The organism is Anabaenopsis tanganyikae CS-531, from assembly GCF_029891675.1.
GTDB lineage: Bacteria > Cyanobacteriota > Cyanobacteriia > Cyanobacteriales > Nostocaceae > Anabaenopsis > Anabaenopsis arnoldii.
In genome coordinates this window covers 36,260-58,400 of sequence record NZ_JANQDF010000091.1, presented here as the reverse complement: position 1 = coordinate 58,400, position 22,141 = coordinate 36,260, and the positions used below count along the sequence as shown (strand labels likewise).

Annotated in this window: 16 protein-coding genes; 5 read left to right on the top strand and 11 right to left on the bottom strand. The window is 40.7% G+C overall.

Annotation, left to right across the window (positions count from 1 at the left end; genetic code table 11):
- The first annotated feature begins 372 nt into the window (after positions 1–372).
- The gene (locus NWP22_RS09520; protein ID WP_271732887.1) at positions 373–1,869 is read left to right on the top strand and encodes a PAS domain-containing sensor histidine kinase; all 1,497 of its coding nucleotides are present in this window, start codon (positions 373–375) and stop codon (positions 1,867–1,869) included.
- On the opposite strand, the gene NWP22_RS09515 is transcribed toward NWP22_RS09520, so the two are convergent.
- From NWP22_RS09515 to NWP22_RS09505, 3 genes are all read right to left on the bottom strand, one after another.
- Positions 1,853–4,015: an amylo-alpha-1,6-glucosidase gene (locus tag NWP22_RS09515; RefSeq protein WP_280801778.1), complete on the bottom strand. Its 2,163-nt coding sequence runs from the start codon at positions 4,013–4,015 to the stop codon at positions 1,853–1,855. The two genes, NWP22_RS09520 and NWP22_RS09515, sit on opposite strands and share 17 nt — an antisense overlap.
- 14 nt (positions 4,016–4,029) lie before the next feature.
- Entirely contained in the window at positions 4,030–4,998 is a 969-nt protein-coding gene (locus NWP22_RS09510) for a TIGR03885 family FMN-dependent LLM class oxidoreductase (RefSeq protein WP_271732902.1), read from the bottom strand.
- Between the two features lie 402 nt (positions 4,999–5,400).
- On the bottom strand, positions 5,401–5,955 hold the full coding sequence (locus NWP22_RS09505) for a CAP domain-containing protein (protein WP_271733913.1): 555 nt from the start codon (positions 5,953–5,955) through the stop codon (positions 5,401–5,403).
- 66 nt (positions 5,956–6,021) lie between these two features.
- Here NWP22_RS09505 and NWP22_RS09500 point away from each other — a divergent pair, with 66 nt between their 5' ends.
- Entirely contained in the window at positions 6,022–7,053 is a 1,032-nt protein-coding gene (locus tag NWP22_RS09500) for an AI-2E family transporter (RefSeq protein ID WP_271733912.1), read from the top strand.
- A gap of 15 nt (positions 7,054–7,068) precedes the next feature.
- On the opposite strand, the gene NWP22_RS09495 is transcribed toward NWP22_RS09500, so the two are convergent.
- Positions 7,069–8,631, bottom strand: a complete 1,563-nt coding sequence (locus NWP22_RS09495; protein WP_280801777.1) for a cation:proton antiporter — start codon at positions 8,629–8,631, stop codon at positions 7,069–7,071.
- Positions 8,632–9,182: 551 nt separating this feature from the next.
- Positions 9,183–9,716, bottom strand: coding sequence for a translation initiation factor IF-3 (gene infC / locus NWP22_RS09490; protein ID WP_271733910.1), 534 nt, complete (start codon positions 9,714–9,716; stop codon positions 9,183–9,185).
- A gap of 399 nt (positions 9,717–10,115) precedes the next feature.
- Here infC and NWP22_RS09485 point away from each other — a divergent pair, with 399 nt between their 5' ends.
- From NWP22_RS09485 to NWP22_RS09475, 3 genes are all read left to right on the top strand, one after another.
- Entirely contained in the window at positions 10,116–10,343 is a 228-nt protein-coding gene (locus tag NWP22_RS09485; protein WP_271733909.1) for a hypothetical protein, read from the top strand.
- Between the two features lie 165 nt (positions 10,344–10,508).
- A complete protein-coding gene (locus tag NWP22_RS09480) occupies positions 10,509–12,749 on the top strand; it encodes a pentapeptide repeat-containing protein (protein ID WP_271733908.1) in 2,241 nt (746 codons plus the stop codon).
- Positions 12,750–13,334: 585 nt separating this feature from the next.
- Positions 13,335–13,634, top strand: coding sequence for a hypothetical protein (locus NWP22_RS09475; protein WP_271733907.1), 300 nt, complete (start codon positions 13,335–13,337; stop codon positions 13,632–13,634).
- Positions 13,635–13,937: 303 nt separating this feature from the next.
- Here NWP22_RS09475 and NWP22_RS09470 read toward each other — a convergent pair whose 3' ends face one another.
- The 6 genes from NWP22_RS09470 to NWP22_RS09445 form a co-directional block, all read right to left on the bottom strand.
- On the bottom strand, positions 13,938–14,129 hold the full coding sequence (locus tag NWP22_RS09470; RefSeq protein ID WP_271733905.1) for a hypothetical protein: 192 nt from the start codon (positions 14,127–14,129) through the stop codon (positions 13,938–13,940).
- A 157-nt stretch (positions 14,130–14,286) separates the two neighbouring features.
- Positions 14,287–14,598 (bottom strand): hypothetical protein, encoded by a 312-nt coding sequence (locus NWP22_RS09465; protein WP_271733902.1) that lies wholly within the window; start codon positions 14,596–14,598, stop codon positions 14,287–14,289.
- Positions 14,599–15,138: 540 nt separating this feature from the next.
- The gene (locus NWP22_RS09460; protein ID WP_271733901.1) at positions 15,139–15,399 is read right to left on the bottom strand and encodes a hypothetical protein; all 261 of its coding nucleotides are present in this window, start codon (positions 15,397–15,399) and stop codon (positions 15,139–15,141) included.
- A gap of 367 nt (positions 15,400–15,766) precedes the next feature.
- Positions 15,767–16,546: a peptidylprolyl isomerase gene (locus NWP22_RS09455; protein ID WP_271733900.1), complete on the bottom strand. Its 780-nt coding sequence runs from the start codon at positions 16,544–16,546 to the stop codon at positions 15,767–15,769.
- Between the two features lie 23 nt (positions 16,547–16,569).
- The gene (locus NWP22_RS09450) at positions 16,570–18,123 is read right to left on the bottom strand and encodes a beta-barrel domain-containing protein (protein WP_271733899.1); all 1,554 of its coding nucleotides are present in this window, start codon (positions 18,121–18,123) and stop codon (positions 16,570–16,572) included.
- A gap of 88 nt (positions 18,124–18,211) precedes the next feature.
- Positions 18,212–21,268, bottom strand: coding sequence for a peptidase domain-containing ABC transporter (locus NWP22_RS09445; protein WP_271733898.1), 3,057 nt, complete (start codon positions 21,266–21,268; stop codon positions 18,212–18,214).
- Between the last annotated feature and the right edge of the window lie 873 nt (positions 21,269–22,141).

The window sequence follows — 22,141 nt, the reverse complement described above, 5'->3', positions numbered from 1 at the left end:
CCCGTGTTTCTCCGGGGGGGATATCAGTTAACAACCGAATTTATTCGGTCACAAAATGCTAGAATATTTATCATTGCTCAGGACAAGGGTTTGAGTCTCAGTGGTGTGGACTAGATAACCAAGCTATTTTCAACAGTAAAACTACTTGTTGCTGTACGGTTAAGTCAAACTGGAGTAAAGCAAAACCAGCAACTTATGCAATAGTTGCTCTCCCGACAACAGAATTAATTCAGGGCTACTAGAAAATGAATAGTATTGCTTGTTGAAGATCAAAACAAGATTTTATTTTCATAGGTGCAAATGTATAATATGTTAAAATACTCAAGGTATTTTCACCCTCTATTATGGGTTTTGGTTTTACTGATAACATGGGTGCAAACTGACAAGCCAGCCCTAGCCCTATCGCCATCTCTTAACTCTACTAAATCAGTACTATTACGCAATAAAATAACAGAATGCGTACACAGTAATATTACATATATTACCCCAAAAACTAGCCTAAAGTTAACCATTTCAGATGTAGGAAAAACCCCGGAAAGATTTATTTATCCTCAGTTAGGTATTTTACAACGGCTCTATGTGTTATTAGGTTTCAGTGGTAGAAAAGCCTTTGACCTTTTACCTGGATATCAATTGATTCAAGAGTTGTTTTACTTTGTCTTCTTAGCTTTAGTATTCCTTTTAACACTAGCTTTATGGGAACATCTAAATTCCCAGAAAAATCAGCGCCACCTTGAATCAGAACAGGGACAACTGGCTATGATAGTTAAAAACAGTTCTGAATTTATTGGTATAATTAATCTGGATTACCAACTAGTATTTCTCAATCATGCTGGTAAGAACATCATCGGTTTTCATGGTCAAAATTCTTTAAAAAAAGAAAATTTCTGGGATTATATTCATCCAGATGACCGCTATTTATTTGAATCCAAGATTTTGCCCACTGTCCTCAAAATAGGTGAGTGGGAAGGAGAAATCAGGCTGCGCCACTTACAAACAGGAGCAGTGATTTATACCTATGCTTATTTTTTCTTAATCCCAGATGAAAAAACCAGACAATCAACTGCTGTAGCATCTGTAATCAGGGATATCACCCCACTCAAGCAAGCCCAAAAGAATATTATTCAAACTTTAGCCAAGGAAAAAGCCATTAGCGAAATGCGATCGCATTTGATCACCATGGCAGCCCATGAAATTCGTACACCTCTAGCCATTATATCCTCATCTACAGGGATTTTGCAAGATTTTGGCGATCGCCTAAATACAGAAAAAACACAAGCACACCTCCAGACCATCCAACAAACCGTTCAGCGGGTGACTCAACTGCTCGATGACTTAATGCTGATTAACCGCGCTGAAGCTCAAAAGATGGAATTTCAACCAGAACCAGCGGATATCATCGCTTTTTGTCGTCGTCTCACAGAAGAAATACAAACCACCACCAGCAAACATAAAATAGATTTCTGTTGTAGTGTAGACCAGCAAATGTCAGACGGTTCTTTGATGGTTGAGTTTGACGAGAAACTGTTACGACACATTCTCAGCAATCTGCTGACCAATGCGATTAAATACTGTCCTGAGCACAATTTAGTTAAATTGAGTTTAACCCAAGAAAATCAGCAACTGATATTTAAAATCAGTGATAGAGGGATTGGTATCCCTGATGCAGATCAAGCTAAGTTATTTACATCTTTTCATCGCGGGTCTAACGTCGGTAAAATTGCTGGTACAGGTTTGGGTTTGTCCATAGTTAAGAAATGTGTAGACTTGCACAAAGGCACAATTTCCCTAGATAGTCAAGTAGGCAAGGGGACAACATTTACCGTCAGTATCCCTGTTTTTTCAGGTCAACTTAAAAATTGCGCCTGAAATAACTGAGCTGTTTAACCTCCACCTCACCAGATTTAACCACCGCATCCCAATGGGTAACCTCACCGTGTCGCCAAAACTGCAAATCTACACGGGAGTTACCAATTTCCACCTGCTGAAGTTCAATTTCTGGTAACCATGGTGGCAAATGTGGGTCAACATAAAGCAACTGATGGGGAGCATCAGCTTGTAAACCCAGTATAGCTTGGATGAGATGAAAAACCGATGCAGCAGCCCAGCCTTGAGGTACATTAGCCTCAATGTAAGGAACTGGAAAAGCTCCTGGTTGACGCTGAGTACCAGCAAATAGTTCTGGGAGGCGATAGCTAGCAAAATACTTGGACGCATCAAAGATACCGTGAGCAATTTGGGCGACCTCCTTAGTAAAACCATAGCGCTTAAACCCCATAGCGATGATGCCATTATCATGAGGCCAAATTGAACCTAAATGATAGGAATAAGGATTATAAGCTGCATTTTTCGTACTTAAAGTGCGAATACCCCAACCACTCCACATATCTGGTTGCATCAACCGCTTCACCACACGGGCCGCACGTTCAGGACTGGCGATACCACTCCATAAACAGTGACCAGCATTGGAAGTGAGCGATCGCACAGGTTGCTTATCTGGGTCTAGAGCAAAAACATAACAGTCTAAATCTTCACTCCAGAAATGCTCCTCAAAGCGTACCTGTAATTGACTAGCTTTAGTGCGTAATTCGTGAGCAAAACTTCCTTCACCCAGGACATCAAACACCTCCGCCATCCGCATCCAAGCATCAAACACATAACCTTGTAACTCACATAATGCTTTTGGTGCCTTTACCTGGCTTCCATCGGGATAAACCACCGCTTGAGCAGAATCTTTCCAACCTTGATTTTCAATTCCCCCGGGTGATTGCATTTGGTACTCTTGAAACCCATCACCATCTAAGTCCCCATAATTATCAATCCACTCCAGACAACGCAGCACTATATCCCGGTTATTCTGCAATAATGAATTATCTCCCAACCACTTCCAGGTTTCATGTAAAGTAATCAGAAATAAAGATGTAGCATCAGCAGTACCGTAATAGGGTGTATGGGGGATTTTAGCAAAATATGCTAATTCACCTTGGCGGATTTCATGGAGAATTTTACCTGGTTGAGCATCCCGCCATTCATCTAACTCAGTAGCTTGTAACTCCCCCAATTTTTGCAGCGTTCCCCGAGCAAAACCGGGATGAACAATCATATTTTGCAAACTGATAATCAAGCTGTCACGGCCAAACAGCGCCACAAACTTAGGTACACCTGCTGCTGGTAGCCAAATATCAGGGCCAGAATCGTAATCATATAATCGTAGTGAACCTAAATCTTCAATTGACTGGCGATACAATCGCACTACATCCTCATTCCCGCAGACAATAGCAGTTACTGAGTCCCGCCATTGACAGTGCAGCCTTTCAATTTCTGTATTTATGCTCTTGGATTCTACCATCTCTTGATAACAGAAATCAACCGCTTCACGCACCCGCTCATGATCAATCAGATTATATTTACAGCAAGTGTGCCAAGTCTGACTCGGTTCTAGTGATATCTCAAAGGTAATGCGACCGTTTGCATAGTAAGGTCGGGAGGTAAAGTTACAAGGTTTGTATATCAAACAACGGGAAAATGAGCCATTTGTATATCTGGTTTCTAGTTGATGTTCTTTTTCACACCATTTAGTTTCAATATGTCCCCGACGCACATATTCCTGTGATTCTACCTCGAAAATATCGGCAAAGTCTGAAGCTAAGGCAATTTCTAGATTAAATGTCACAGGGTGGCATGCATTATTAGTAATATCCAGATCCTCATGAATTCCTTCTTCTACCGTGCGGCTAATAATTAAGGATAAATCACCCTGGGTAACTTTTCCCTGTCTGCAAGTAAATTCAGGATTAATCAGATAAACCCGCGCTGCATAATATGTTGTGGTGGCCGAAGTTAGGCGAATCCAGGGATGACCATCAATGTAACAGCTATAGTTACTTAAAAACCTCGTGTCGTCTGCAAAAATTCCCAGATGACTATGGGGGTTGATTTCTCCACCCAGGTCAGTGGACATGAAGGTACTACCATGATTAATCATCAGAATTGGTGGACCAACAGTTACTCGCATAATTTATTTACTCCTTAATTAGTACCTTGAACGGCTGGGATGACCTGTTTACCAAATACTTCGATGAAATTCCGCTGTTGACGGTTAACGTTGTGGAGATAAATTTCACTAAAACCCAGTTCAATATCTTTGCGCAACCATTCAATGTGTTGTTGTGGGTCTGCTGATATGCGGATGTATTTATACATATCTTCTGGTTTGACAAACTCCGCCATGTCCTCAAATTGCTGGGGATGACGCAAGTCTGCTGATACAGGACTTGAGAAAATATTAGTCCGCCATTGCTCAAAAGCTCCCTCTAAAGCTGTGCTTTCCTCCTGTGCGTAAGAAAGCTGTACTTTGAGATACATGGGCTTACCTTCCCCACCACCCCGGCGGAATGCTTCTACCACTTGCTGTAACATTTGCTCAGGGTGAGAAATAGTGATCAGTCCATCTACCCAACTTCCTAACCATTCCGCAGTTGCTGGGGTGATGGCCGCACCAATAATCAATGGTGGTGTTGCTGGTCTAGTATAAAGTTTGGCCTGTTCTACATTTACTAAACCGTAGTGGGTGATGGTTTCCCCACTCCATAGGGCGCGGATCACCTGCGCGCACTCTTTCAAACGCATATTACGGACGGTTTTCGCCGGCCAAAAGTCCCCTGTAATCTGTTCGTTTAATGCTTGTCCGCTCCCTAATCCTAACCAGAAACGTTGGGGAAACATTTCACTCAGGGTCGCCGCTGCTTGAGCAATAATCGCCGGGTGATAGCGCTGTCCGGGTGCGCAAACTACACCAAAATTTAAGGGTGTAACCTGCATTGCTGCACCTAACCAAGACCAAGCATAACCGCTTTCTCCTTGGCGATCGCTCCACGGATGAAAGTGATCTGAACAAGACACACCACTGAATCCAGCTTGATGAGCGACTTTTACATATTCTAAAAGAGCGCTCGGTTTAAACTGCTCATGAGAGGCGTGATAGCCAAAAAATGCCATAGCCTTAACTCCAGTTTTATTACTCAAGTCTTCAGACAAATAAATTAATTTCAGGAAAATTATTACCTAGGAAATTTTATTTTATCTATGGAATTCATTGACTCATCAAAAGCAAAAAGACAAAAACTCTTGAACTACAAAATTAGCCTAGACTATTTACAACAAATGTTGCATATTGTCAATCATCCAATCATTAAAGACCTTTTTAATAGACAAAATTACCCAGATAGATGTACCCTAATAAAGGCTAATTCTTCAGAATTAGCCCAGATTATTTAACTACTAAAAGTGTGAATTATGGGAAAATTTCAACGCCAAAAAATCTATCTATTAGTCTATATTTTGATCAAAATATGAACCCTGAGAAAGGTGCTGACATTTCTCCTAGTTCTTAATTCCTATTCAAGGGCGCAAGAATAGCTGAGTTATATAGTAGGTGTTGTTAACTCGCCAAACTCCTACCCCAGTTTCTGTAAAAACCGGACGGAGAATATTCTCACGATGTCCGGGACTTTGCATCCAACCATCAACAGCTACTTCTGCAGGTTCGGGAATATTCGTAGTTTGGAAAATATTTTCACCCACCACCGAGTAGATGATACCACCAGCTTTAACTCTATCTTCTAGGGTGCTACCATCAATACCGGTATGACTGAAAAAGTTATTTTCTGCCATTTGTTGGCTGTAATTACGAGCCACCTGTGCTAGTTTTTCATTATGCTCTAAAGGCGGGAGTTGTTGATCTTCACGCCTCTGATTAATGAGTTGTGTAACTAAAATCTCTATTTGGTCATTTGTATCAGACTGGGCTACTTGTGGTAACTGTGGTAAATTAGCTGATGGCATCTCCACCTCAGGTAACGGTGGTAAATACTCAATTACCTGTTTACACCCAGTTAAAAGCAGCGTCATTGCTGTTCCTATAACCCAGAAAACCTGAAATAATTGATTTTTCATCAGCAGTCCGATTTGATTGGTCAGTAGCGGCAATTTATGCGGTAGAGATCACGGATTATGGAAAATATGAAAATAGGCCAATTACTGGGATTTTTGGTACTGGTGATCTCACTTTATATACTCTGGGAAATTCGCCAGTTATTGTTACTTTTATTTACAGCCATTGTCCTAGCAACAGCCATTAGCCAACTAGTGCGGCGCTTTCAAAGGTCGGGGATGCAGCGCATTTGGGCTGTATGGCTGAGTATAGTGATTGTCTTCGCTTTATTGGTTGGTTTTTTCCTGGTCATTGTGCCACCTTTTATCTCCCAGTTTCAGGAATTAGTACAGTTATTTCCTAGTGGAATAGCTCGCATTCAACAGATGAGCAATTGGTTAGAAGGTACAATCATTGGCCCCTATGTGACGAGATTACCAGATATTAATAATTTAATTCAACAACTACAGCCATTAACTGAAAATCTGATCAGACAAGCGATCGCGTTTTTCTCTACTGGAGTGACTGCCGTCTTACAATTTCTACTAGTCATAGTTCTAACTTTGATGCTGTTAGCTAATCCTCAACCCTATCGTAACATATTTGTACGCTGTTTTCCGTCATTTTACCGCCATCGCGTCCAACAAATTTTGACCTTATGCGGTGAAGGCTTGGGAAACTGGACAATTGGCGCTTTAATTGAAATGGTATTTATTGCCTTTTTAAGCGGGTTAGGACTGCTAATTTTACAAGTACCCTTAGCACTGGCTCATGCGGTACTTGCTGGGTTACTCAATTTTATTCCCAATATTGGACCGACTTTAAGCGTAATTTTACCCATGACTATCGCCTTTCTTGATACACCCTGGAAGGCGATCGCTGTTTTAATTCTATACGTGGTTATTCAGAACATAGAAAGCTATTGGTTAACACCCACAGTCATGGCCAAACAGGTAGCGCTCTTACCTGCTTTTACCCTCACAGCACAAATCTTTTTCGCCAGCTTCTTCGGTGCTTTGGGATTAATCATGGCGCTACCCTTGGCGGTAGTTGCGAAAACCTGGATAGAAGAACTGGTATTTAAGGATATTTTAGATAAGTGGCAAAAAACCAGTGGATAAATATATAACCTTTTCTTAGCCCTTACCATTTTCCCAGACATCTGTCAGCATCGGGGCTAGTTCCGTATTTAACCGACCAGCGCGGACAAACTCCGCATAAGTATCAGCCTCAATAGCCAAGAGTTCATCCCGGAACTGTTCAGTAATAAAACTACCAAGATGAGGATACTCCAGCTGTAACTGGTCAATTTTACCTTGTAGATTTTTCATCTCACCTTGAATTAGCGTCTCCTGGTAACGGTAAAACTCAGGGTTAATACCCGGACGGTGGTCTTTTTCCAGGCGTTGCAAAACCCTTTCTAAAGCTACATAACGAGTAGCGAGTTCTGAATATTGCTCACGTAGAGGCGCATCACCCAACAGATTTAACTTTTGCAGCAAAGGTTTAATGGTCAACCCTTGAACCAGTAGAGTAAATAAAACCACTCCAAACACCGTCGCAATAATTTTTTCTCGCTCCGGTAGTCCTATCGGTACACTTAAAGCTAAAGCAATAGCAACAGAACCACGTACCCCACCCCACCATAAAACCGTTTGTTCAGGTAAGGGGATTTGATATTGAGTAATTACAGCACTCAAATTGCTGAGAAGATAAATACTAATAGCCCGCATTAAAATCATAGTTGCGATTGTAATGGCGATGATTTGCAGGTTTTCCCCCAAAATACTAAAGCGAATTTGGTCGCCAATCAACAAGAAAACTATAGAATTCACAAAAAATGCTAAAAAAGCCCAAAATTCCGAAACAATAACCCTAGTGCGGGGGTTCATACCTATACGAGAGCCAAAGTTACCTAAAATTAACCCTGTGGTCACAACTCCAATCACACCGGAACCGCCTAACTCCTCCACAATCAGGTAAGTACCGTAAGCAGAAACCAGAGTTAAAGACTGTTCCACCATGGGTAAATCAAAGCGTTGGGTAAGATAAGAAATAGCAAAGCCAATTAATCCCCCCACTGCTACGCCAGTCCCAATTACTACCCCCAGCTGTAATAAAATCGGCTGGATACCCAATTGAGCATTTCCCAAGGACAGGGCCAGCAAAAAACCAAAGGCTACCACCGCCATGCCATCATTAAATAGGCTTTCCCCTTCCATCATCGTGGTGAGACTTTTACCCACCCCCAACTCCCGGAATAAAGCGGTTACAGAAACCGGGTCAGTGGCGGATAAACTAGCGCCAATCAGTAAGGCTGTGGTTAGGGATATCCCCCCCAGTTGATTTAGTCCCACTGCTACACCTGCAATGGAGATTACCACCCCTAAAACTGCATATAGGCAAATTGTCACCAAATTCCGCTTTAACTCCGGCCAGCGCAAATTCCACGCGGCTTCAAATAATAGGGGCGGTAGAAAAATGAATAAAATTAACTCAGGGGAAAGGGTGACTAGACGGACATCCACAAAGGCTAACCCTAAGCCGACAATCACCAGGAGTAAAGTATATGGTATATGACGAAACCAACCAACTACCTGTGGTAAGGTGGCTACTCCCAAAGATACGGAAAGCACTAACAGAAACTGTTTGAGGTTGGTTGTGATGATTTCTTCACCAATTGCTGTTTCTATGAGCATAAGTGGGAATTAGTAGTATTTTATATAGCAATCCTAAACGATTCATGAACAATTTCTGTTCCCTGTTCCCTGTTCGGTGTGTTCCCTTTCCTCACTGATAATTTCTCAAGTCAAATAGGATGACTATATTGAGCGAGCAAGGTCAAAATACCAGTGAATGTTACGGAATTAGTCAAAGTTTCAATTATTCTTCTGTTGGTGGCTACCTGAAAGTGTCCTATGTCACCGGTTTACGGAATTGTTACCCCGTCGCATTGCTTTAAATGATTGTCTCATATTAAATTTATGTTTACCAATTTTTGTGTTTTAAGTCGCAATTAATACTCATATTAGCCGCCTACGTAGTTATGGCGGAAAAAGCTGCGCTGAAGCAATTTTACGCGATCGCTGCAACAGGTAATTTCTCTGGGGTATTTAGACTGGATAAATTGCCAAAGTCCCGAGCATCTGAGTATGATTTTAATCACTCAGCGCCCAGGACTATCAACTTTGCAGCGACTTCCCCAACTAGGGGTCATCTATTATACTGGATATCTGGAAAAATCGGCGAATTATTTTTTGGGCGAAATCAGCATCATCATATTTCTACCTTCTTTTTTCGGTGCTTGCTGTAGTTCACCCAGTGGCTCTAAATCTTTGGCCATGCGCTTAAGCAAATCTTCTGCTAAATCACTGTGTTGAATTTCTCGACCCCGGAACATTACAGTCGCTTTTACTTTATCTCCATCTTTGAGAAAGCGCTCTGCTTGCTTCACACGTACATTATAGTCGTGTTCTTCAATTTTATAGCGCATCTTTACTTCTTTAACATCTGCTGTGTGCTGTTTTTTCCGGGCTTCCCGTGCCTTCTTCTCCTGCTCAAACTTGTACTTCCCATAATCCATGATTCGACAAACCGGTGGGTCAGCCTTATCACTGATCAATACTAAATCTAGCTCTTTTTCTTCAGCCAGTTTTAGTGCTTCTTGTGGAGGCATAATTCCTAATTGGGCGCCATCAGTGTCAATGACTCGAATCTTGGGGAACCGGATGCGTTCATTGATTTGGGGTAGATCGCGAGTTCGTTTTTTCTCAATCACAGGCATTATGATTATGGAAGCTCTTTTGTAGTTAAGATGTGGTTTGGTCTTGGTTTACTTGGTTTGGTTTGCTCTGCCTTAGCAGCACAATTGCTCAATTTAATTCAGAAATTGAATCTGAGTCTGTTTTTCTAGGATAACTAATTCATCAATTGATCGTCATCATCCTTATCTATTTTACCCATTTTGGGATACTTTCTAGAGCGATCGCTTTATGTCAATATATTAACCCCAGTCTTAAGATAATATTACATTTTTTTGTACCAATATGCACACCTATGTTTTTGTAGGTGTGGATATCTTCACCCCCCCCGAACAGGCATCTTGTGGTAGGCTTATGCTTAATAGTCTAAGATTTAACACGCCCATTCTCCGGGCGGAAAATTTAATCGTAACGAGTAACTCATGAACATATCATCTTCTCTATTTGGCTCCCTATTCTCCGGAGTAGAAGAATTAATCGAAGCAACAGTTGATACTGCATCCGACCAAGTCAAGGTTAGCCAAGATGTTAAGGTCTCCAGCGTCTTAGGACAATTGACCGATACCAGCTTGATATCTTCTATTTTAAACCTAGATGTGGACGCGATCGCCTCCCTGAAAAAACAGACTGGCAATCAAGACAATCCATAGAACTCTATAAAATATACATTACCAATCCCGGTGTATTCGCAACACCGGGATTGTGTTGTTTCACGAAGAATTATACTGGCGATCGCCTCTGGCTTTTGGCGGCTTGTCAAATGCACCTAGTCTGGTGCTATAGATGGGTAAGATTGTTCTTTTTATGGGTAATTAGTGATTCAGTTTTTTTTTAAACGCAAAGGGGCGCAAAGGGAAGCGCAAAGGGGCGCAAAGATAAAAATAAGTTTATGTCTGCGTTGGGTTGGGATTTATGTCTGCGTTGGTTGGCTTTTTTTCTCTCCCCCGGTTGGAGCGTCTCCTAGTCAACTGGAACTTACTCCTTTAAGTCTGGAGTTGTTACAAGAACGATTGCGAACACCGGTCATCCGTGAGGGGAGTCTGACTGTGGATTTACGGCAGATGGTGATTGATTTGCGACCGGAAAATGGCAGGTTTCGGGATGATTTTTACCAGTTGCTGCGCAAGGAGTTACAAAGGTCGGGGACTAAGCCTTTGGGTTTGGATTTGAGTGGTTCTCTAATTCAGGGGAGTTTTTTGGGTAGGGATTTGGGTTTGAGAACTCCTCTTTATGCTGCGCCTGTTTATGCTCCTATTTTGACCCGTGGTGAACAGGAACAATTGCAAAGTTTACGCTCTGTTTGTTTGCAGTCTTTGGGAATAGCTTTACCTAGTTCTCCTGACTGTCGCGCACTTTTGGGAGGTGGCGGAACTGCTAGTGAAATCAATATTTTTCGTGGTTCTTTAAATCTGGTGGGAACCCGTTTTAATGGGGAGGTGCAATTCTCTCATACTTTCTTTTTTCAGCCGGTGAATGCTCAGAATGCTATTTTTATCCAGTCTAGTAACTGGGAAGAAACTAGATTTAGCCGCTCTGTGGGGTTCAGTGGTGCTAGTTTTCGCCAAGGAATTAATTTTAAAGGTAGTGCGTTTTTTGAGCAGGTGAATTTTCAAAGGGCGCAATTCCAGGATCGGGCTGATTTCCAAAATAGCACTTTCTCGGAGTCTACTAAGTTCAATGACGCTAGTTTTAAGCAGTCAGCTAAGTTTAGTCGCTCTCAATGGTTGGGAAATGTTGATTTTTCCGGTGTGCGTTTTGCTGGTACTGTACACTTTGGTCAGGCTGATTTTCATCAGTATGTTTTTTTTACGGAAACTATTTTTGAGCAAGCTGTAATTTTTCGCGCAGCTATTTTTAATCATGCTGTGAATTTACGTGGTGCTAGTATTTTGAATCAGGCGGATTTTAGTGATGCGCGGTTTGCTCAGGAGGCTTTTTTAAATGTCCCTGGTCTGACTTTTAATTCTAATCAAGGTAAAATTTTAGGGAATCCTGGGGAAATTGGCCAAAGGTTCCGGGTTCCTAGTTCCCTGGGTAATCAGAATGTTTTGCGCAATTTGGGCCAGAATTTCCGTCAGCAGCAGCAAATCGCTGACGCTAATCAGTTGGAGTATACAAAACAAAAACTACGTTTGCGGGAGTTAACCCATCGGTTGGTTGATAGGAATATTAATACTGCTAGTCGCCAAAGTTTGCTTGATTTGGGTTTTAGTGCAACTCAGGCAGAGGCGATCGCCCGTCGTCGTATAATTCAACCATTCCGTAATCGTGGTGATCTGTTAAGTTTAGCAGATATCGATTTAGATACTTATCACCTTAGCGATCGCTTGGTGATTGCTCAACCCCTTTCCCCCGGTGCGTGGTTCCTACAAGCAGTCAGATGGTCGGCTTTGAGTCTATTACTGCTCCTGAGTGGCTATGGTACCAGTTTTTGGTTAGTCTTTGGTGTCGGCGGTGTGGCGATCGCTTTTTTTGGCTGGTTATTCTGGCTCATAGACCGCTGTCGTCGCTTACATCCTGTCCCCATTATTCCCACCTATTACGAAACCATCTCTATATGTGCTGGTTTTAGCTTGTTAACACTGTTGAGTTTATTAGCTATTTTCCGCAATGCTGAATACCCTTGGCTAACTCTAGGTTGTCTGGTAATTATTATTGTCCCTCTACCAGTAGCTTTAATTTTCCGCCTTTACCAACAAGGTCGTTATCACGATTTAATGGATGTTTCCTATTTTACAGAAGATGGTACTTTTCGCCAGTTACGATTATTAATTGGTCGATTACCTGTTATACCCAGAAATCAGACATTCCGCGAAAGATATATGCATTTATTATGGAATCGTCGGTGGAACTGGCTAAATTACTATGACTTTAGTTTGAATAACTTAGTTAGGTTAGGTTTTAACGATATTCGCCTGCGGGATGAACATTTACCAGGTATTATCGCCACCCTGGCTTGGTATCAGTGGAGTTTGGGCTTACTATATCTTACCCTGGTTTTATGGACTCTTTCCCGCACTATTCCCGGATTAAACTTACTCATTTATTTGAAGTAATAGCTCTAATTAAAAACTCTAATTAAAAAAATTAATCAGATGTGGAATTTTTTTTAACCGTATTCGCCCTTAGGCTTTCCCTCCAGGTAGAGGCGCGAAGGTAAAATGGGGCTTTGCGGAATCATAATATAAAATGCCAAAATGACCTTCTTTTTTCTTTGCACCTTTGCGCCTGACTAGCAGCCAAAGTCTGCCTTGGGGGGCGAAAATAATTTATACTTTCACTCAGTACCGCCTAAGATTGTAGTTATATCTGCGTTATGATTCTTGATGCTAGGGGCGAATATTATATAGCAATCCTAAATGATTCATGAACAATTTCTGTTCCCTGTTCCCTGTTCCCTGTTCCCTTTCCTCACTGATAATTTCTCAAATCAAATAGGATGACTATAGATATAACTTTTCAATGAAAGTTATCTTGATATCTATCTAAATGATTATCTACAGAAACTAATAATTACTTCTATCTTTTCTATAGTTACACATTTAAATTAATAAAAATAAGTCAACTCAGATTACTAGTCTTTATTAATTTTTTATAGTATTATTGTAATTAAATCAGTACCTATTGAAAAAGGTAAAAACATGGTTATTAATGACTTAGATTATTGTGAAACAACAGAAGACAGCATTATTGGTGGGTTAGATGCTATTACAGATATTCAAACATATGTCGCCCCGGGATATGCGGAAATAACCACAGCAGCTTCCGCAGTTGGAGATGAGTCCAACACTTTTACCCAAGCTCAAAGTATTGTAGATGATACTGGTCGGACAAGAATTAGTAAGGCTATGGGAGAAGCTTTCGCCACAGCTAGGGATAAGAACGGGTTTATGTTGTCCTACCAAAAAAACATAGCGATTTTAATCAGACATAATTCCTAAAAATATCTAGATTGGTAAGCTTTTAACTCCAAAGAAACTTTTTACAGCGCTTTTCATCTGAGTTAGGTACAAAAGGGCGCGATGCCCACCCCACAAGATTTATGATATTAACGTGTGTACTTTATTCACTTGAAAAGTGCTGTAACTGTCTATTTTTGATTTTTTTATTGGCAATTTTTGGTAGTACCCCACTCTGTGGGGTACTACTTGTTAAAAGACTTTATATGGAAAATCCCACGCATCATAAGCATGGGATAACTAGCATTTATCTGAAAAATTATCTCTGTTTCTACTTGATTTTTTTCACCGCACTAATCTAACTTGAGCCGATGTTGCAGAACTACTAGAACTGCTACCAGCAGAAACTTTTACCGCAGTGGTTTGAACAACTTCACTTTCACTATTGGGCGATGCTGAAACCACACTTTTGGCCTCACCAATAATCTGTCCATCCGGTGAGACTAGACGTTTGACTATAACTTGATAACGAGGCATAATCTGATTATCTACTCTCAGTAAATAAATGAGTAAAGACCACAGAAGCAGAAGAGGTGCAAACTAACTTCCATATTTATTGGTAATTCGTTAATTGCTCCTGCTTCTGCGGTCAAATTCTGTCAAAGAAATAATCTATATCTTTGATAATTTGGACTTAGTACTTCTTCTTAGGTCCTCTGAGAGCTGCTGCGGTTGAACGGGAAGCAGCATCAGAAGAAACACCTTCATGTACTTCTGCAAAAGTGATAGTTTCAGCATCGGTGTTGTGACCATATGCTTGAGCTACTGCTTGAGCATCAGCAAAGTTACCGTGAATATCAACTTGTACGTCAAGTCTCTTATGAATATCAACATTTACTTTACTGTCGATTTTCTCCAACTTCTTGTTGTTGATGTAGAAACCGCCACCACCAACAACAGCAGAACCGTCAACAGCTTCTAAAATATTTAAGTCAGAAATAATCATGAGCCTTTCCTAGAATTTTTTCGCTGGGTTTAGAATTGTTTTGTATAACCAAGTTCCGCTTGGCTATATTTAAAATATAGCTAACATTTTCCATAAAAAGAATAGCTTTTTATTTTATTTTTGCTAAAAATAATTCATTTAATTATTAATTGTAACTCAATTGATAGCTATAAGCAACTCTTGCCTATATGCTAATTTGATTGTGGAATAAACACTCATATAATCCCGCTATTTTTACTCTACAAATCAAATATATAGACTTATTTATGAATAGCATTGATAATGCAATTATTGGGTTTTAAACTGTCTGTGATATCCATTGAAATAGGAACATTAAATCAATCAATAAAAAATCGCTGGAATGCTTTTTAAACAATTCCAGCGAGCTTCTCACTACCTGATTTCAATTGGAGAAATACAGGGAAACTAACTAAATTCGGTTGTAAGTATTCTCATATATAGCATCAACGTAATAATCGCTGAGAGCCACTGAGAACATGAATGGATTCTGTTAGTCTTTAGTTAAGGCGATAACTAAGCCTAAGAGTAATACTTAGAATTAGGTTCGCACTTTGTGATATATACTCTAGGCTGTTCCTTTTTACCCTTTTCATCACATTTTTCATAACATACTGTCTCACATGGATCATAAGACTTGGGTGGTTCATAAGATTTGGGCTTTTTATCATACTTGGTTGGCTGATATTTGGGCTTTTTACCATATTCATCCTTGTAGCCACAACCGCCAATCACATTTTCTGCATTAACTGTTTCTAAGATATTTAAATCGGAAATAATCATGGATATTCTCCCAGGATTTCTTGTTTAATAACTAACCGATTTCTTGTCTTCGGTTATGTTTCTAATATAGCGGATTAACCAGATAATGCAATAAGTCATGCAATGCTATTTCATGAACTAAATTGATGTTATTGTTCCTATTAATTAACTATTCACCGCCATGGTTAACGCATAACCCCGACTTCTATAATCATCTGTTCTCAAGTCAGAAGATTGTGGCAGAAGTCGGGGATATTTAGGGAATTTAAATGATAGGACATTACCCGCTCTTCTTGCTAAGGAGCGGGGCTGGGGGTAAGATAAATCAAATATTTTACCAATGAAAAATTAAGGATATTTCAGATTTACAATCAGCAACGCCCATAAATTAAGACTGCTTGAGTAATTCTTTGTGAGGCTGTAAGCTCTGGGAATCCAGATGAGTAATTATTTGCATACACTCCAGTTGTTGCTTTAACCAACCATTGAATAATTCTGTAATAATTTTTTCGCGTAACTGCTCATCTAATTGGGGTTGACTAATTTCTTCTACCCAAATTAAATACACCCCTTTTGCAGTCCCAATGGGCTTAATCACCTGTGGTGGAGTTGCAGCAAATACAGATGCAGCAATCTCCGGGCGAAAATCTTTGCGGTGTCGCCTTCCTTGGTATCCATAAGTGCTGCGAAGCTCTGGCTCTGAGATATATAGGCGAGCAATTTCTGGAAAGCTGATTTCCCCCTCTTCCAGCGCATAAAACATTTCTAACGCCAAGTCTTTATCATCAAAAATGATTTCATAGGTAATGGCCACTACATAATCTAGTTGGTGTTGATAAAAGAACTGTTCAACTTGAGAACTAAATAAATGATCTGCTACCTTCTGAGCCAGAATTTTGTTATATACTGATTCTTCAAACTCATTCACAGAAAGATGGTGTTTCTTTAGCCATGTCAATGTATCTTTAGCTTTGACAAGCTTATTTGCTAAACGGAGATTATCCCCTTGTTGCTGAACTTCTTCCGGTGTCACAGTGATTTGTGCTTTTTGAGCAACCTCCTGAATGATTTTTTGAGAGGCGATCGCCTCTACCAGACCAGGAACTTGAGACGATAATTTGAGTCTGTGAATAATATCTGCGGTGGAAATATTGAGAATTTGAGGCATGACACAATCCCCGAAGTAAACTATTAAAGCTCTAAACCATTTTTGTGTAACTTCTTGAACGGATCTAAAACAAAATCAATCACCCGGCGCTGACGTATAATAACTTCAGCATTTGCTGTTTGACCCGGCGTTAATGGAATACGTTCTCCGTCCCTTTCAATATAGTTCTGTTCTAAAGTGATTTCTAACTCATAGGTTTCTATATTTCCTGCGGCAGTTTGAGTCATTTTAGAATTGGGAGAAATCCGAGAAACTTGACCTTGGATGATGCCATATTCCTGGAATGAATAGGCATCAAACTTGATTTTGACTGGCATTCCCACATTTAAGAAGCCACTATCTTGGACTGGCATATGAGCTTTGAGAATGATGGCAGTATTTTCAGGCGCAATGTCGGCAATTCTCTGACCAACTTGTACTACCTCCCCTGGCTTAGAAACTGGTAACTCAAAAATTACCCCATCCACAGGCGATCGCACCACTCGTTGCTGCATTTGTAGATTCAACGACTTAATTTTGCTGTTAGTTTGAGTAATTTCCAATTGTAAATTTGCAACTTGGGTTTCTAGGTCTTTAAGTTGTTCTTGATATTTCAGCACAGCCAACTTACCAGTTTGTAGTAAACTTTGATAGCTGTTTTCTTCCCCTTGCAGTTGATGTTTTGCTTGCTCGATATCAGACTGTAACTGATTCATCGTCGCCTCATAGCGACTCATTTCTTCAGTCAAGCGTAATTGTGCCTGTTTAACATCAGATTCCGCCCTGGTATAAATGCGTCGGCTTTCCTGTTCTTCTTTTTTAACTTGGTCAACTTGATTGAGGGGAACCGCCCCATCGTTCAAAAGTTGCTCAAAACGCTGGACTTGCCGAGCATCTATACTCAAACGCTCATAAGCTGACTGTTCCTCCTTTTGAGCAGTTTGAACCTGCTGCTTTACCTGACCGAGTAATGCTTGTTTTTCTAACTTTTGCAGGTTATAAATACTTTGTTTGTAACCAAGGTTTTGTTTTGCCTGGTTAACTTGGGACATTTTCTCTAAGGCTTGAAACTGATTTTGTTGTTTCTGAATACTTAGTGTTAACTGCAGTTGATTTCTCAGCACGTCAAACTGCGCTTCTTGGTTTAACAGTGCTGAGAGTTTAGCCTCAGCTTGCTGAAGTTCAGTCTGCAAAATCTCAGAGTCAAGTTCTAATAACACTTGTCCCACCGTTACAGTATCACCTTCTGTCACCTTAACAGCTGTGACATTCCCCACGGATTGGGAGTCTAATTTTTGTGTTGCACCTTGAGGCTCTATACGTCCTCTGGCGCTACCAGTTTCATCTACTTTCGAGAGAGTCGCCCAGGGTAAAGCTAAAGCGCCAAAACCCACCAATACATACAACACACCACGAGTCCACACCTTTGGTAAGGCATCTAGTAACTCCTCAGTACCATAATATAAATCCTGAGTATTACCTTCTGGAATCGGCTCGTGAGATTGAGTGGTTTCTTCTTGGGGTTGAATATAAAGTTTATAGTCATCCTCTTCTTGTTTCAGAAGTGCAGATGAAGAATTGGGAGAAGTGTAAGGCATAGTTTCATAGGAAATTGGGAATTGGGAACTAACTAATGTCTAATGACTCCGCACCTTTTGTATAGTCCAATGCAAAAACCAGATCAACTTAAACTACTTGAGCTAGTTGTTGTTGATTGAGATAGTAGTAATGTCCTTTTTTGGCAATTAATTGATCATGACTACCGCTTTCTACTAACACACCACGGTCTAAAACCAAAATTAAATCTGCATTGCGGACTGTGGACAGGCGATGAGCAATAATCACACTGGTACGCCCTTTGAGTATGGTTTTGAGGTTATTCTGAATAATCCGCTCTGATTCCGAGTCTAGGTGACTGGTGGCTTCATCAAAGAGTAATAACCGGGGGTTACCAAGTAAAGCCCGAGCAATAGCTAGGCGTTGGCGTTGTCCACCGGAAAGCATTCCGCCACTTTCACCAATTTGGGATTCATAGCCCATTGGTAACTTCTGAATAAATTCATCCGCGCCAGCTAATTGTGCCGCTGCGATAATCTCTTCTAAGGTCGCTTCTGGGTGAGCAATACTAATGTTTTCTCGAATCGTACCACCAAATAAAAAGGTATCTTGGTCTACTACACCTATTTGAGAACGGAGCGATCGCATTCCAATATTAGTAATATCACATCCGTCAATCAGAATCTTGCCATCTGTAGGTGGATATAAACCCAAAATTAACTTGCTGAGTGTAGTTTTTCCCGAACCACTGCGCCCCACCAAAGCCACCATTTGCTCTGGCTGAATTTCAAAGTTAATATTTTCTAGGACGTTAGTCTGACTTTCGGCATGGTAACGAAAGGCAACATTCTCAAAGCAAATATGCCCGCGCAGTATCCCTAAAGGCCGGCGGTTTTGAGTTTGCAAGTCCTCTTCTGGTTGTGCATCTAAAACATCGTTAATCCGTTCTGTAGAAATGATAATTTCCTGCAATTCATTCCACAGCATTGATAGCCTTTGAAAAGGACTCAAAACATTACCCACTAACATATTGAAAGCTACTAATTGCCCCATAGTTAGTTCCCCTTGAATAACTTGCCAAGCACCAAACCACATCAAGGAAGCATTCACAAAGGTTTGAATAACGCCACTCATAATTTGCAAGCGGTTACCAACCACTTGAGCATTAAAGCCTTTTTTCACCAAATCATGCAGCAACTCTTCCCAACGCCAGCGTACTGTCTGTTCAATGGCTAGGGATCGCACTGTACGAATACCTGTGAGAGATTCTATAAGATAACTATTTTCTTTGGCTCCCGCATTGAACACTTCTCTGGAAATACGACGCAAAATACTTGTGCTAGCCAGTGCTAAAATGAAAAATGGCGGTACTGTCAATAGTACGAAGACAGTCATACTCCAGCTATACCAGAACATGATGCTTAGATAGATCACTAGTGTCAGCATATCCAGGATGATTGAGAGAGTCTCACCCGTGAGGAAGCGCTGGATTTTTTGGTTTTCTTGAATCCGAGAAATAATATCCCCCACATAACGGGACTCGAAATAAGCCAGGGGTAAGCGGAAGGTATGTTTAATAAAACCTACAACTAGCGAGATGCTCACCCGATTGGCTGTATGGTCTAAAAGATATTGTCGGACTGCATTCATGGCAATACTAAACAAACCAAATACAATCATCCCCACACCCACGGCGTTTAAGGTGGGAATGCTGCGCTGCACCAACACTCTATCTAGTAATAACTGGGTGAATACCGGCGTTACTAGTCCAAATATTTGCATCAGCACACTGGCTATGAACACTTCTACCAGTACCCAAGAGTGAGGTTTAACTAACTCAAAGAACTTCCAGAAGCCCGGGTTTTCATCCTTGGTTTTTTGCAGCAGTTCTGTAGGTTGCAGTAATAACGCATAACCAGTCCAACCAGCGTTAAATTGGCTTCTGGTCAGGGTGCGTTGACCAATGGCAGGGTCACCAACAATTACCTCACTTTTGGTGATTTTATAAACAACTATAAAGTGATTACCTTCCCAATGGGCGATCGCCGGTAAAGATTGTTCGGCAAATTTAGCAAAGGTGGCTTTGACCGGACGAGTGGCAAAACCCAGGTTTTCCCCTACTGCTGCTAAAGCCCGTAAAGATGCACCACTGCGGTTGACATTGGTCATATTCCGCAAGCGATTCACACTCAACTGTTTACCCCAATATTTACCAATCATTACTAAGCAAGCACAGCCACAATCGGAGGCGCTTTGTTGGGCATAGAAGGGATACCGTTGACTCAGCTGTTGCCACCAATGCCCTATTTTCACTTTGGGGCTGGGAAAGTAAGGCAGTGTTTGATTTGGTTTTTTCTGTGACTGTTTTTCTCTGTGGGGAAAGGGAATCACCTTGGCTGTTGGGGATGAGGTCCCTTGCCATTGTGTCTTAACAGTGGTTTCTACTTCACGGTCACTGACAAAGGAAGCTAATTCTGGACAGTGTTCTAGTGCTTTTTCCCACTGTGAACTTTTGAGGATATAAGCAATGGTTGGTTGGATGGCTTGCCATGTACCTTGATTCGGTTGAGTCGAGATTTGCCCTGGTACTAAGGAGTTTCCCTCGGATTCCAGCAGTTGACCTTTATACAACAGCCACAACTGGGAATCTGGAAATTGTGTATTTACACAGCCAATATCTAGGTTGTGTCGCTCAAACACTGTTAAGGCTTTGAGCATGGCCTGAAATTGCCCCGGTTGTGTGGGAAATTCTCCGTTTTGCCGACACCTCATCAGTAAATCCCACATTTGGGCACGACAGAACAGGCGATCGCGCATCTGAGGATATTTGTCTATCAACTCTTGCAATACCTCTTGTCTGACATACCCCAGTTGTAGGTTTTGTGAGCTTCTGGCGGTGTAATGACTCAAGTTTTCCTCTGGAAACAAGGTTATTTCACCAAATGAACATGAGGCTGACAGGGTGGTAATTAAATTATCAGCACTATCTGATAGTCTGACTTTACCGCCCAGAATGATGTAAATACCAGGGTTCATTTCTGCGGATTGCCAAAACTGCTGTGCTACTGGCGGTTCCACAAGTTCCATAGATGCCCAGCACCTTTGCAGTTCTGGTTTTGTCAGCTTCTCTCCTAAAGTATCAGTGAGTTTTTCACCTAGATGTTGTGGCGAAAATACTGTTGTCATTATCTAACCTCCAAAACGGCATTAGTCTCAATGACTAATAAAAACTCGGTGAATAGTAAATGCCTGATTTAGGGTTAAACATTATTTACTGTTTGTGATTTGGCATAGGAATATCAAATATTTTCTCTGTCAGGATTTCCCCATTAAAAATATCCTCGTTTTTTTGTGGGATAGGTATCCTTACATTGCCCATATTCCTGGATGCCCAAGGCTACACAATGGATGATTTATTTATCAATAATCTCTAATTACAACCAGAATATTAGTAGGTAGATAAAAATAAATGCAAGTCTTTTATGGAAGCTGTAATCCTGTGAATATGAGAAATAAGTACTAAAATTACCACTACCAGCAATTAGTAAATTTAAAGTTTAATCTTCCCTACTTAATTCCTTGATCAAATGAGTATCTCATCCCTGTATCAGCCTAAAAAATTAACCTCAGTAATGTTTATTATCATGTTTTTTAGCAACCTTATTTATGATCACTACTGCAGTTAACCATCAACTTTGTACCAGTTTTTTAGTCTTCTTGTCATGCCATTATGGCATATTTTTAGCATATACATTTATTTTTATTTCTCTAAAAAATTTTATGTTTTTAATAATATATAGCAATCCTAAATGATTAATGAACAATTTCTGTTCCCTGTTCCCTGTTCCCTGTTCCCTTTCCTCACTGATAATTTCTCAAGTCAAATAGGATGACTATATTCCGATATAATTCTAGGCAATATGTTAGTAAAGTCCAGTATTTTCAATGCCATAACTATGTGAATATTATCAGACAAATACCCGACTGCTCAGAGGATGTCTGATAAGTCGGGGATCTACTGATGACATCAAACTTAATAGAAATGTTTGCTGGTAGTCA

Coding starts and splice junctions, on each gene's coding strand:
- NWP22_RS09515 (WP_280801778.1), bottom strand. CDS start 4,015: ATGCGAGTAACTGTTGGTCCACCAATTCTGATGATTAATCATGGTAGT.
- NWP22_RS09510 (WP_271732902.1), bottom strand. CDS start 4,998: ATGGCATTTTTTGGCTATCACGCCTCTCATGAGCAGTTTAAACCGAGC.
- NWP22_RS09505 (WP_271733913.1), bottom strand. CDS start 5,955: ATGAAAAATCAATTATTTCAGGTTTTCTGGGTTATAGGAACAGCAATG.
- NWP22_RS09500 (WP_271733912.1), top strand. CDS start 6,022: ATGAAAATAGGCCAATTACTGGGATTTTTGGTACTGGTGATCTCACTT.
- NWP22_RS09495 (WP_280801777.1), bottom strand. CDS start 8,631: ATGCTCATAGAAACAGCAATTGGTGAAGAAATCATCACAACCAACCTC.
- infC (WP_271733910.1), bottom strand. CDS start 9,716: ATGCCTGTGATTGAGAAAAAACGAACTCGCGATCTACCCCAAATCAAT.
- NWP22_RS09485 (WP_271733909.1), top strand. CDS start 10,116: ATGAACATATCATCTTCTCTATTTGGCTCCCTATTCTCCGGAGTAGAA.
- NWP22_RS09475 (WP_271733907.1), top strand. CDS start 13,335: ATGGTTATTAATGACTTAGATTATTGTGAAACAACAGAAGACAGCATT.
- NWP22_RS09470 (WP_271733905.1), bottom strand. CDS start 14,129: ATGCCTCGTTATCAAGTTATAGTCAAACGTCTAGTCTCACCGGATGGA.
- NWP22_RS09465 (WP_271733902.1), bottom strand. CDS start 14,598: ATGATTATTTCTGACTTAAATATTTTAGAAGCTGTTGACGGTTCTGCT.
- NWP22_RS09460 (WP_271733901.1), bottom strand. CDS start 15,399: ATGATTATTTCCGATTTAAATATCTTAGAAACAGTTAATGCAGAAAAT.
- NWP22_RS09455 (WP_271733900.1), bottom strand. CDS start 16,546: ATGCCTCAAATTCTCAATATTTCCACCGCAGATATTATTCACAGACTC.
- NWP22_RS09450 (WP_271733899.1), bottom strand. CDS start 18,123: ATGCCTTACACTTCTCCCAATTCTTCATCTGCACTTCTGAAACAAGAA.
- NWP22_RS09445 (WP_271733898.1), bottom strand. CDS start 21,268: ATGACAACAGTATTTTCGCCACAACATCTAGGTGAAAAACTCACTGAT.